The 12546-nt window shown below is 58.6% G+C and carries 11 protein-coding genes and 1 other RNA gene; 7 read left to right on the top strand and 5 right to left on the bottom strand.

What is annotated here, in order from left to right; all coding sequences use genetic code 11:
• Positions 1-41: 41 nt before the first annotated feature.
• On the bottom strand, positions 42-857 hold the full coding sequence (locus tag VJU77_18660) for a hypothetical protein (GenBank protein HKP05377.1): 816 nt from the start codon (positions 855-857) through the stop codon (positions 42-44).
• A gap of 122 nt (positions 858-979) precedes the next feature.
• On the opposite strand from VJU77_18660, the gene ssrA reads away from it, so the two are divergent.
• From ssrA to VJU77_18635, 5 genes are all read left to right on the top strand, one after another.
• Positions 980-1338: a transfer-messenger RNA gene (gene ssrA / locus VJU77_18655) on the top strand.
• A gap of 268 nt (positions 1339-1606) precedes the next feature.
• Entirely contained in the window at positions 1607-2152 is a 546-nt protein-coding gene (locus VJU77_18650; protein ID HKP05376.1) for a hypothetical protein, read from the top strand.
• Between the two features lie 177 nt (positions 2153-2329).
• Positions 2330-2692 (top strand): hypothetical protein, encoded by a 363-nt coding sequence (locus tag VJU77_18645; GenBank protein ID HKP05375.1) that lies wholly within the window; start codon positions 2330-2332, stop codon positions 2690-2692.
• A 144-nt stretch (positions 2693-2836) separates the two neighbouring features.
• Entirely contained in the window at positions 2837-3352 is a 516-nt protein-coding gene (locus tag VJU77_18640) for a hypothetical protein (GenBank protein ID HKP05374.1), read from the top strand.
• Positions 3353-3612: 260 nt separating this feature from the next.
• A complete protein-coding gene (locus tag VJU77_18635) occupies positions 3613-4656 on the top strand; it encodes a PHP domain-containing protein (GenBank protein ID HKP05373.1) in 1044 nt (347 codons plus the stop codon).
• Between the two features lies 1 nt (position 4657).
• Here VJU77_18635 and msrA read toward each other — a convergent pair whose 3' ends face one another.
• The 3 genes from msrA to VJU77_18620 all read right to left on the bottom strand — a co-directional run bounded on the left by msrA (position 4658) and on the right by VJU77_18620 (position 8198).
• Positions 4658-5278, bottom strand: coding sequence for a peptide-methionine (S)-S-oxide reductase MsrA (gene msrA, locus VJU77_18630; GenBank protein ID HKP05372.1), 621 nt, complete (start codon positions 5276-5278; stop codon positions 4658-4660).
• Positions 5279-5304: 26 nt separating this feature from the next.
• Entirely contained in the window at positions 5305-5649 is a 345-nt protein-coding gene (locus VJU77_18625) for a hypothetical protein (protein HKP05371.1), read from the bottom strand.
• A gap of 254 nt (positions 5650-5903) precedes the next feature.
• On the bottom strand, positions 5904-8198 hold the full coding sequence (locus VJU77_18620) for a ComEC/Rec2 family competence protein (protein ID HKP05370.1): 2295 nt from the start codon (positions 8196-8198) through the stop codon (positions 5904-5906).
• A 124-nt stretch (positions 8199-8322) separates the two neighbouring features.
• Between VJU77_18620 and VJU77_18615 the strand changes: the two genes are divergently transcribed.
• Together VJU77_18615 and VJU77_18610 are read left to right on the top strand one after the other, a co-directional pair.
• Positions 8323-9240 (top strand): MBL fold metallo-hydrolase, encoded by a 918-nt coding sequence (locus VJU77_18615; GenBank protein ID HKP05369.1) that lies wholly within the window; start codon positions 8323-8325, stop codon positions 9238-9240.
• Positions 9241-9275: 35 nt separating this feature from the next.
• Positions 9276-11327 carry a hypothetical protein gene (locus VJU77_18610; GenBank protein HKP05368.1) on the top strand — a complete coding sequence of 684 codons (2052 nt, stop codon included), beginning with the start codon at positions 9276-9278 and terminating at the stop codon, positions 11325-11327.
• On the opposite strand, the gene VJU77_18605 is transcribed toward VJU77_18610, so the two are convergent.
• Positions 11324-12487 (bottom strand): sulfite reductase subunit alpha, encoded by a 1164-nt coding sequence (locus tag VJU77_18605; protein HKP05367.1) that lies wholly within the window; start codon positions 12485-12487, stop codon positions 11324-11326. The two genes, VJU77_18610 and VJU77_18605, sit on opposite strands and share 4 nt — an antisense overlap.
• Between the last annotated feature and the right edge of the window lie 59 nt (positions 12488-12546).

Below are 12546 nucleotides of genomic sequence, written 5' to 3'. Positions count from 1 at the left end.
ACCGTCTCTTGCTTTCGGCATCGGTTCCGAAGGCCATCTCTCTAATCTTGTGAGACGGTTGGAGCATCGAGATCGACCTCGCGATTTCGTTGGCGTGCCAGGGCAAGGCTGAGGTTAACGCGTCCCAGGGCGCGGTGGAAGCGGCGGCGCCAGCTGGCGTCTGCATGCTCGAGCCGGAAATGCGGTTGGATGCGGAAGCCTTCCTGCCGACAGAGAGCAATCGCTTCGGGCGTCCATAGCCGCCGGGAAATCGCCGACATCAAGTAGGGAATTGGGACTTTGTCGCGGGCGAAATAGGAAAGAATGTGGAGGTCGCGTGTCCGATCGCTGGCGCGGGCCTCCATGTTCCAGGCCGATTCCCCCGGCCGGAGGATGGATTGGAGCGCCTCTTTTTTCCACAAAGTTACCTGGAGCCTGGTGCGGCCATCGGATTCCCGGGGAACAACGCCGAAGCGATCGTTCAGCGGCGCAAAACCGCGCTCCGTTGCAGACCGGGGATGGAAGCAAAGCGAAGCAACGTCTTGTTCGAAAGCATAGGCGAAGTCGCCGGCTAACTGCTCCCGGTTCACGGGGCCCTTGAGAAAATAGTCCTCCTGAAAATAGAGAATGTAGGGATGCGGGATCCGCTGGAGCGCCATCTCCATATTGGTGGCCCAATCCCGGTCCGGCCCCACCGCAATCGCCTCGATGAATCGCGAGCGGACGCGCAGCCGGTTGACGATGAGGAAGCGAGAAAAAGGGCAGTCGCCCCAATATTTGCGGAAGAAAAAAACGAACGGGCGCCACACGTCGAAGAATGCATCGCAGCTCGAAACCACAACCGCCACGGAGCTGGCAAAATCTTTCAGCTCCGGCATGGAGAAAGTCGTGCGGCAGGCGGCGCTCCTCCGCAAGCGATTTCTGCGGGGATGCAGCGCTGATGGGGCTTGGGTCGGTTGCTATTTAGGCCTCGTTACGCCATAATTCTCTTCTCCCAAAAGGGGGCGCACTGGCTTCGACTCGTTGTTTGAAGCGCAGGCGGCATGTCGAGGATGGTTCGTTGGCCTCGTTAAAATCCGGACCAAAAAAAATAAACGCAGATCACCAAGATCTCGCTCTCGCGGCTTAATTGACCGCGATGTTTCCGGTGGGACGCCTGCTACGGCCGGAAACATGGACAGCAGGCTAATCGTCGGGCGGAGCGACCGCGTCCGGCGGTGAAGGAATTTCGTGGATGCTCGGGGGCCGGCAGTGCGCCGGTGCAACGTTTGGCCCCTTAAACTTTATCGCCGGATAAGCATGTAGAAGCTTGCGTTGATAGCTTCGAGGACAGGGGTTCAACTCCCCTCGCCTCCATTTCGTCCGCTGACCGCGGCTCCGATCAGGTAAAATCGAGAGCGACAGCGGTTTGCGATCTGTCAGGGACGATTGTGGCCCAGCCTTTTTTTTGTTACCGCCAAGCGCATTGGCCGCGGGAGAGCCTTTCTCCGTTCTGGAGGGGCGTTGGCCCGTCCCTCGCTACGCAGGGGAGGGTGCAAATTTACCTGATTATCTCACGTGCTCAAGAGTGGCACGCCCGGTGCTTATAGAAATTATAGTCAGAATGAATTCTATAAAACCTGCCACCATGAAAAAAGCCTCTCTCCTCGTTACCCTTCTCCTCGCTCTCACCGCTTCTTCCTCCTTCGCCGACGCCCTCCTTTTTACGGTCGCCGCCACCCCTTATGATCACCAAATGGCCCGGATCCGCCCGGTTTTGACCGCCTCCAGCCACGCTGCCTCCAACAACGTAAACATGACGATCGTAAATCAGTGGATGAGCGATCTGCGTTCAATCCCCTATGGCTTCACGAGTTTTTGGAAGACCCCTGCCGAAGCCCAGTCGGGCGCCCCGGCTGATTGCAAGGCCAAGGCAGTCGCCCTCTACGAGAAAATGCAGGCGAACGGCGCGACGAATGTCCGGCTCGTGATCGGCAAGCGGACCGCGATGAGCCGGCAAACTCATGCCTGGCTCGCCTGGGACACCGAGAATGGCAGCTACGTTCTGGATCCAACTTTCAACTGGGCGGCATGCCCAACGGCCAAGGTCGGGAAGAAAAATTATCAGCCTCTTTTTGCCTACGCGGGAAGTAAGAAATTCCGCGCAGCGTCGACGCTCGTCGCCCAAAATTAACTGAAGGGGAGTTGATGCGGGAGCGGTCATGGATGACCGCTCTCGCCTGTTTTCCGGGGCGCCACCCTCATGGCCAGACGGGTTTCGACCGTCTTCGAATACCACGGCCACCCCTGCCTGCGATTGCGCTTGCAGCAGGGGCGGTGAACTGTTGGCGCGGATCCTCTGCCAAATCGAATGAAATGGGCGCTTATTCTAACCTGTTGTTTGATCGCGTCCTGTGCCGGCCTGGAGACGAGCAACCGTAATTTGCTCGTGGGCGAGTGGCGTTATGCCGACCGGATCCAAAGCTGCCATTACGCATTCAAAGCGGACGGAACCTTTACCGGGGAGGTAATCCAACGGAGAAAGCTCGTCTCGAAATTTAAGGGGCGATGGGAGGTGAAAGGCGATGCTCTGCTTTACACGTATTTAGGCGACGCCCTGGGGCGGATTCCGGCGGGAGCGAAGGATCGGGACGAGCTGATTACCATCGGAAAAGACGCTTTTCTGATCGAGGCCGCGGACGGAAGCCACCGCCGATATCTGCGGATTCAATAGCCGGGCCGGCCCGCTGGCCGTTGGTGCAGCTTGCTATTTGCAGCCCATCCAAAGATAAAGCTTCCCTAAAAAGCAGGTTTGATGCTATAAAAACAGCAATCGCCATAATTCTTCGTAAATCGTCCCTCGATTGGTTGCCTCTAAATGAAAAATAAATCGTTCCACGTACTCGCTAGTCTCGGTCTGGCCGCGCTCCTCTTGTTTTCCACCGGTTGCCGACAACGCGTCATCCTTTCCCCAGGCGAGGACGACTTGGTGGTGCTTAACGGTTGCGTGATTTCCGCCTGTAATTATCTCGCGGTGGTCAAAACCCAGCACAACCTGGATCAGAATTTCTGGGCCAAGATTCTTCTGGTCCGGTTTGAGAACCATCCGGCTGGTCACGCTTACTGTGTTTGGGAAACGGAAGGCAATATTTACGGTTACGACCGCAACTCCGGTTCGTTTCCGATCCCTGTTTACACGCGGGATCCACGGTCAATCGCCATTGTTCTGGCGCAGGAATTGTCCCGAATCCTGAAAGAGCCCATGGCGGTCAGCCACGCCGAATTCGTCAATTCCAGCGAAGCGGAATTGTATTCGTATAGTGTGCTTGAGAACGCCAAGCCCTCGACTCCAATGGCGCTTTTCGTCCAGATTTCGCCGCTCACGCAACCCTGACGCCCCGCTCGGATTAACAAAAAAAAAGCGCGACCGTTTAGGATCGCGCTGCGAAGGCCAAAGGAACGTTACGTTACTTTAGATTTTAGTGAGTGACTTCCTGGCTCGCGCGGATCACTAAAGCAACGGCCGTGCCATCGCGTTCCTGACGGCTTCGCGCCGTCTGCGCGCCGGGCAGACCGTCCGCGTTGGGAGCCTGTCGAAGTTCGGCTGGGCAGGTCCGCAAAGTCCCGCGAGGGCGTTTCGTCCGATTATTCTTGATGAGACCATCGAACTCCGAGCTCGCGGAACTGCTAGCTCGCCAGGCCGAAACAAGCTCGGGCATCCTCGTCCGTGCTTTCAAGCGGGCGGCCCGGAGCGCTTTTCTTTGGCGAGAGCAGGCTGCAGCGCTGCTCGCGACAGGGCGTGAGCTTACCGAGCTGCACGGAGTCGGTCCCTTCCTTGCCCGGCAATTGAGGGAATGGATCGAAAAACCGTCCGCGGGGGACAGACGCGCTCCCGCGATCCGGCGCGACTTTCTTACGACGGCCGATGCCCGCGTTATTCTTGCCGCGGACCCGAAATGGACCGCTCTGCTTCGCGGTGACCTCCAAATGCACACCGTTTGGAGCGACGGTTCGGCCACTGTGCTGGAGATGGCGCAGGCCGCGAAGGAGCGAAACTATGATTACATCGCGATCACCGATCACTCCAAAGGGCTGAAAATCGCCGGCGGCATCGATGAAAAAGATCTCGCTCGGCAGGGCGCCGAAATCGCGAAAGCAAACCGCGCCTTACGCGCCTGCGGCCTGACGGTCCTGCGGTCGATCGAGATGAACCTAAATCCGCGGGGCGAAGGCGACATGGATCCAAAATCTCTCCAGCATCTTGATCTCGTGCTGGGCGCCTTTCATTCGTCGCTGCGGACGAAAGAGGACCAGACCGATCGATATCTCGCCGCGCTCCGCAATCCCGAAATCCAAATCCTGGGTCATCCTCGGGGCCGGATTTACAATTTTCGTCTCGGGCTCAAGGCCGATTGGCCTCGGGTCTTTGCCGAAGCGGCAAAGCTGGACAAGGCGATGGAAATCGATTGCTACCCGGACCGGCAGGATCTCAATGTTGCGTTGCTTAAGATCGCGCGAAAAGAAGGAGCCAGAATCTCGCTAGGCACCGACGCGCATCATGCTGACCAATTGGCATTTATCGAACTTGGCCTGGCGGCCGCGCTCAAGGCCCGAATCCCGGCCGGCCGCATTCTGAATTTCATGGCTCTCGCGAGCCTCCGTGCATGGGTCGAAAAACTGCGGACCCGCCGCCGTTGAATCACTTCTTCTTTTCGTCCTTCCAGGTCTTGTCGAAAAATCGTTCGCGCCCCGAACCGTCGTGATACCGCTCGTAGTCCGCGGGGCTCTTCAGGTAATATTTTTGGTGATAATCTTCCGCGGGATAAAATGTCGTGGCGGGCAGGATGTCGGTTACGATCGGCTTCGTGAATTTTCCTGATTTGCTCAGTTTTTCCTTCGACGCTTCGGCGGCTTTTTTCTCGTCGTCGTTCGCGTAGTAAACGGCCGCCTTATAATTGGGACCGATGTCGTAAAACTGTCCGTCCGCCTGGGTCGGGTCAATGTTGCGCCAGAAGATGTCCAGCAATTGGTCATAGGAAATCTGCGCCGGATCGTAGGTTATTTCGATTGCTTCCCGATGCTTCGTGCGATGCGATGAAACTTTTTCGTAGGTCGCATCCTCGGCGCTGCCACCGGTATAGCCGACGATGGTTTTGACGACTCCTTTTGCCTTGTCGTAGGGCGTTTGGATGCACCAGAAACAGCCCGCAGCGAAAACTGCCGTTTTCGTTTTCGCCGGGGGAGCTTCCTCCGCGCGGCTGATATTTCCAGCGGTCAGAACGAGCGCGGCCAAAATCAAAGCAGTGAAATGTTTTGTCATCGGGTTGAGAGTGTGGCGCCCGTCATTTATTCCCAATGCAGATGCTCAAGTCCGCCGAACCAATCACCATAGAACCCCAGGCCGAGATTGTGCCGGCAAACTTTTTTGCGCCGCTCGACTTCAGCGCGATTTACGGCCGTTCCGCATCCCTCGAAGTCGATCTTGGCTGTGGTGACGGCACGTTCTTGCTGGAAACTGCCGCGGCCAATCCAGAGAGAAATTTTCTTGGCGTTGAGCGTTTGGTTGGCCGGGTGCGAAGTGCCTGCCACAAGATCGCCACGAGCGGTGTCACCAACGCGCGCGTCTTGCGGTGTGAACTCGCCTACGCGGTTCAACACCTCATCGCTCCGGACTCGGTCACTGCGTTTCATTTATTGTTTCCCGATCCATGGCCGAAGCGTCGTCATGCTTCTCGCCGAATAGTGACCGCAGGGTTTCTGAGCTCCCTCTATCGTGGACTGGCCCCGGGTGGCACCGTAAAGATTGCGACCGATCAGCTTGAATATTTCAGACAAATTGAGCAGCTGGTGTCGGCGTCGTTGGAGTTTGAAACAATTCCAGACCACTCGACATCGGCCGCCGTCAGCACGTTTGAAAAGCGATTCCGCGGCGAGAACGCCGAGATTCATCGCCTCGTCCTGCGAAAGGTTTCGGAGGTGAGATAGTTCGTTGCTTCCCAATAGTCATCGAAAATCCGGATCCGCACCGCGCCGGTTTCATCCTGGCGGAACAATTTGATGCCCTGGGCCTGCGTCTTTTCGGCCCATTCCGGTTTCATTCGCTGGCTCTCCGGAAAATCACGCGCGGTGGCGATGATCGCCTGGGGCTGAACGCGATCGAGAAAAGCGTCTGACCCGGAGTTACCAGAGTGGTGCTGGCCTTTCACAAGAATAGCGCTTCGCAGATCCGAGTATTTTTGCAGCAAGAAATTTTCCGTCGCGGTGCCGCTGTCTGACATGAGAAGCGTCCAGGGCTTTCCGAGATAAATCAGTTGGATAACGAGCGCCTGATCATCGGCGCTCTCCGTTTCGAAACCGGCCGGCGGAAAGAGAATTCGGGCTTTGACCTCGCGAGAAAGATCTATCTCGGCGCCAGCCTGGCAAGGTTTCGGCGTGTTTTTGTCGATGGCTGCCAACGCCAGGAGTTTGCGATGAATCGACGAACGATCTAGCGCCCTGGTGTCGAAGAACTGGCGCGGGCGAAAATCAAGCAGCACGCCCGGCGCGCCGCCCACATGACTGGCATCCCCGTGGGTTAAGACGAGACCATCGAGGCGATCCACGCCGCGGGAGCGAAGATACGGCTGCAGCGTCCGATCGTAATCGCGCGTCGCTCCCGCATCGAAGAGCCAATCCCGATTTCCCGATCGGACATGCACGGCCGCGCCCGATCTCAAATCAAGGACGTTGATTTCGAGCTTCGCGCCGCTGGGCCACCCCGGATGCTCGAGATAGAAGTGTCCTGCCGGGATCTGCGCGAAGAGATGGACGGCGCCGAGAATTATTTTCGTCAGGGCCCAGTTCGCGTTGTTGAAAACGACGGAAAGCGAGGCAGACGCCGGCGCGACGACCATCGAGAGCAAGCCGCCAGCGAGCACTAGAAAGGCGATCGGAACTACGACGAGGTTGGCCACCACGGAGCTCAACGTGACCAAATGATAATCCCAAAGCATGAGTGGCATCGACCCGAGCCAGGCCGCGAAGGAGACCGAAACCGCGCGGGCGAGCCAGGAGAGCGAATGGTTGAGCGCTCGTTGGCGTGCCGTGAACAAACTTCGCGGCAGGAACGGATCCGGTTCAAGGCGGCGATGAAGCAGCTGAAAGGCGGGCTCGGCCAGGATTATGATCGCAGCCACGACGGAGAAAGATAACTGGAAGCCAATCGAGAAAAGTTCATTGGTGTCCCAGCCAAGGATCAGAACGGCGGCGGCGGCCAGGCCATTGAGGGCAAACGCTTTTCGTTCCACGAGAAATCCGCCGAGAAGCACAGCGCTCATCAATGCCGCGCGAACGCTCGAAGTGTGCAGACCCGTGACCGCCGCATAAAACAGCAGTGCTGGAACAATAAGCAGCGTCGCCCATTTCTTCGGCAGACGAAGGACCGTGGCCAGAATCCAGAGAAGCCGGGCGACGATGCCGACATGGAGACCGGCCACAGCGAACAAATGCAGCGTGCCGGTCTGTTGAAACGGCTCCTCGATATCTTCGGGTGTTTGATGACGCAAACCGAGCACCATGCCGCTAATCGACCCGGTAACATCGGGTGAGTCTTCCAGACCGCGGCAGAGGACGCGTTGCATCCAACCCCGAGATTTCTGGGCGGCGCGAAGGATGGGGTTGCCGCCCGAGTGGTGGAGCACAGTGCCATTCTCGGGATAGCGAACGATCAGGGCCCGGTGCACATCCTGCCGGGCAAGATAGGAGGCCATGTCGAATTCACCCGGGTTTCGGGGCACTCCGACCTTCTCGACCGTGCCAAAGAGTTTGAGCTCGTCGCCAAATTCGACCGGGTGACGCCAGCGTCCGAAAAGCTTCGCGTGACAAGGTCGCGTCTCACCATCGATCTCGATCGACTCGGACTGCAACAGAAATGAGACGAAGGCGTTCGCGGAAGACTTCGGCTCGCTTATGACCGCGCCTCGAATGGTTGCGGGACGCGGTTCTTCTCCCATTTCGCGGGCCAGTTGTAATCCCGGGGTATCGCTTATTCGCAGACTGTGAAGAAAGAAGAAGCCCGACGCGACAAACAGATAAACTGCCGGCGAGTTGCGGAAGAAGAAGCTGGCCAGTGCAAGCAGCGCGACGGCAATCCCAACCGCAGAATCAGACCGAGGCAGAAAGTCGGCCACCAGAATTCCGGCGCTCGCCGCGATCGCCACGCCGATAAACGGCTGGCGCGGCCATGCATTTGGCAGCTTCACTGTTCGGGGGGATTTGCGGTTTTAGAGGGGCTTCATCGTGGCGAAAGGTTGCTTCACCCCGGCCAGCTTATATGCTTGCGCAACAGTGCCGATTCCTTTTTCGAAAAAAAGCCGGAGGAACGTCGTGCGCCAGGCGGCGGAGAACGGCGCTGAAATCAAACGCTCGACTCGCGTCCGGCTGATCCCGAGCGCGGACTGGCACAAGCGCAATTTCCTCACGGAAGTCCTGATCCCGTCGCTCTTCACCAAGCGCGCCGGCGATCGGAGGCAGCCTCATTTTCCGAAAATCCGGAAGGGCGAGATCTGCATTACCTGGATCGGACACGCTTCGTTTCTGCTCCAGACACCCGAGATCAATGTTTTGATCGATCCGATCTGGTCCAAGTGGTTGAAAGTGATCAAGCGCCTCAAGAAGCCGGGCTTCGAGATCCATCATTTACCTTCCATCGATTTTGTTCTCGTTACCCACGCGCATTTCGATCATCTCGACCGGAGGACACTGGCGAAGGTCGCGGCCGATCAGCCGATCGTCGTTCCGATCGGCGTGGGCAATCTGGTGCATGACCTCGGTTTCAATATCGTCCACGAGCTCGATTACTGGCAGACAGTGAAGCTCGGCCCGATCGAAATTTCGCTGACGCCCTGCGCGCATTGGGGGGCCCGATTTTTGGCCGATCTTCACCGCGGGTTCGGCGGGTTTGTGGTCAAGATGGGTGGGCGCACGATTTTTCACTGCGGCGACAGCGCTTATTTCGAAGGCTTCAAGGAAATTGGGGAGCGGCATCCTATTGAGATCGCTTTGCTGCCGATCGGCGGATACGACGCGCCGACGGGCCGCGAGGTCCACATGAATCCGGAGCAGGCCGTCCAGGCGTTCATTGAGCTGGAGGCGAAAACCCTGGTGCCGATGCACTACGGAAGTTTCCGACTGGGCTACGAGCCCCTCGACGAACCGCCGGCGCGTCTCCTCACCGCCGCCCGCACGCAAGGCATCGACGACAAAGTGCTGTTGCTGACCGAAGGCGCCCCGGTTGTTCTGTAAACGGAGCGGGAATGGTGACTAGTGACTGGTGAATTGTGCCTGACCATTCACTGATCACCGGTCACCATTCACCAGCGCGCGATGCCGTTGGCGCGTTCGCCGCCGGCGCGCTTGCTACGGCCTTCTGTCTCCTTCTCCTCTGGCACGATCCGCTTGTTTTCTGGAACGACGATTACGAGCTTTCGATCCTTCCCGTCTTTGCTGATGTGGCGCGGAGTTGGTCGCACGGCGAATGGCCGCTGCTGAGTCCATATTCGTGGGTCTGTGGCAATCTCGCCGGCGAATTTCAGTACGGAACGTTTTCCGTTTTCGTTAATGCCGCGGTCGTCTTGATCTGGAAGTTTCCGCTGACTTTTCCGCAACAGGCCGCCGCTCTCTCGATCGCGCACCTGTTCGTTCTCGCGATGGGTGGTTACCTGCTGGCTCGCGGGCGCGAACTGGCGCCGCCGCTGTCGCTCCTCGTTGGGCTCGTGGCCGCGCTCAACGGCTGGATCATTTGCTGGGGTGCGACCGATTGGTTTGGCGCGCTCGGCGCGTTTGCCTGGGTGCCCTGGGCCTGGTGGGGGATGGAGAGAGCGCTCGATTCGCGCCGGAGCCAATGGCGGTTTCTTTGGCCGGCGCCCTTCGTCTACCTCGTCGTGACTGGCGGGTTTCCCTACACGGTCCTGATGATGGCGTTAGTCGCGGCGTGGCTGGTTGTAAGATCGTTAGGCCGAACCCGAAACTTTTCCTCGATCTTCCCATTGCTCGGAGGGATCGTTCTTGGGCTGGGTCTTTCCGCGCCGGCGTGGCTCGCGCTCCTCGATTATATTCATGGCTCCGCCCGGGCCGTTCAGGACAGCGCCGAGCATTTTCAATGGCGGGTCCCGTTCACGGCGTTGCCTGGATTCATTTTCCCGAACTGGACCGTCAACTGGGTGGATTTTTCTTCGCGTCTCATGCCGCACACCGCCACGGAACTGGCCTCCGGCTTTGTTCCGCCCGTCGCGCTGATTGCCGGGCTGGTTTTTCTTCGTCGCCCCTTGTTTCGCCGTCTGGGCTGGGAACTCGGCCTTCTAGCGGTGGCGCTTGTTCTTTGCATGTTGCCGACCGCTGGCGTTTTCCGTTGGAGCTTTCGCTGGCTTCCTTTGGTCCACCTTGTCCTCGCACTTTGCGCGGCAGAGTCGCTCCGGATGTTTGCTCAATCAGGCTGGCGTTTCGCCCGAAGCTGGCTGCCGGCGACGGTGGCCTTCGCCACTTTGCTGGGGACTTACCTTTGGATCCCGCCCAATTGCGGAGTCCCGAAATACAACCTCGCGCAAGAACTGACCCAGGCGGCGCCTCTTGATCCGCAGCGCCTCTATCTCAGCATTTATCCCGCGCCCGAAAATGCCTATCGAGTCGAGAAATGCCCGGAACCATTCGGAACAACTTTGCGTCCCGGCAGCACCTCGATGTGGGCCGGCGTCCGGTTCGTGAACGGCTACAGCCCGATCCGGCCGGCGGGAGTCGCTCGTGAATTCGACGGCGCTATTCATGGGGAGATCGATCCCGACAAGGCCGCGGCTTTGCTTGAACACGAGAGCGGAGTGGAAGGGATTTTGGCTCGGCTCGGTGTGGATGGAATCGTGATTGCCAAGGACGTGCCGCAGAATCCAGAGCCTGGGAACGAATGGGAATTGGCGGCAACAACGGCGGAAGGCCGGGTCTTTCATCGGACACAATTGCTGGGGCGAGTCCGATCCGTGAACTCACTCGATTCGCGGCCCGGTGAGCAATTTTCCTCGGCGGCGATATCTCGCATCGTCGATGGGCGCAACCGGCTGGAGGCTGATATAACGGTCCCGGCTGGGGGCCCGCCGGCGCTGCTCACCATTTCTCGTCCGTTCTTCAACGGTTATCGCGCGAAACTCGGCGACCAGTTGATCGGCGTCTCTTCCTATCGCGGCCTGATGCCGGTGATTGAAGTGCCGGCCGGGGCGAATGGGCGGCTCATCCTGGTCTATCGCCCCTGGTGGCTTATTTGGGGTGGAACGATCGCCGCGGCGAGCTTCGCCGCGTTCCTCGGTGCATCCCTTCTCTCCGTCATGCGGAGCCGCCCCGCCTAGTAAACGTCGCGCTTGTAACGCTTGTCGCTCTTCAGTTTTTCGACGTACTGATTTGCGTCGTCCACGCTTTTGCCGCCCTGTTCTTCCACGATTTTGCGGAGCGCGGCGTCGACATCTTTCGCCATCCGGCGCGCGTCCCCGCAAACAAAAAAATGGGCGCCTTCGGCATCCATCCACTTCCAGATCTCGGCTGCGTTCTCGAGCATCCGATCCTGAACGTAAACCTTTTTTTCCTGGTCGCGCGACCACGCCAGGTCGAGCCGGGTCAAGACGCCGTCGCCCTGGAGCTTCTCGAATTCTTCCCGGTAAAAATAATTACAAGCCGCCTTCTGCGAGCCGAAAAAGAGCCAGTTTTTCCCTTTCGCCCCGGTCACCTGGCGCTCCTGCAAATAGGCCCGAAAAGGCGCCACGCCCGTTCCCGGGCCCACCATGATAATGGGCGTGTTCGAATCATCCGGAAGACGGAACTTCGACGCATTGGGGAAAACCGGGATCGGGACATCGCCTGCGCGGTCCGCGAGAAACGTGGAACAAACGCCCCCACGCTTCCGGCCGTGGCTCACATAACGAACGACATCGATGGTGAAATGGACCTGGTCCGGATGGGCCTTGAGGCTGGACGCAATTGAATACAAACGCGGCTGCAGCTTCGCCAGGACATCCACGAATTCCTGTGGCGTGATTTTGATGGAGGGGTGCTCGATCAGGAAATCGATCACCTCCATGCCCCAGAGATAACGGTCGAGGTCCTCTTTGCGTTCCGGGTCGAGAAGTTCGGTCAGCAACGGCGCGGCGTTGGCGCGTTCGGTGATCATCTTCAAAAACTTCGGCGTCGTTTGGGTGATCCGGCAGTCGCGAAGGAGCGCTTCGCGGAGCGTTGTTTCTCCCTTGGGGCCTTTCACAGGCTCGTCGCCCTTGGCGCCAATCATCTTCAGAATTTCATCTACCAGCGCCGGCTCGTTCGTCGGCCAAACCGTCATCGAATCGCCGACTTCGTAATTCAGTCCCCAGCCAGTGAGATCGATCTCGAAATGCCGGGTGTCTTTGTCCGTCCCTTCGCCGCAGAGGCTGCGATTGACGGTCAGCTTTCCGGGAAAGGGATTCGCGCGGGTGTATTGCGACGCGGGTTTGGCCGGCGCGGCTGGAGTTTCGTTTGCCATATTTTAGAGCGGTGGTTTAGCACCGCCGGGATTTGGGTTTACGCGGCGATTCGGCGGTC

The sequence above is a fragment of the Chthoniobacterales bacterium genome (genome assembly GCA_035274845.1).
GTDB lineage: Bacteria > Verrucomicrobiota > Verrucomicrobiia > Chthoniobacterales > UBA10450 > AV80.
The sequence above is the reverse complement of the archived record's forward strand: the minus strand, read 5'-3'. Positions and strand labels throughout refer to the sequence as shown.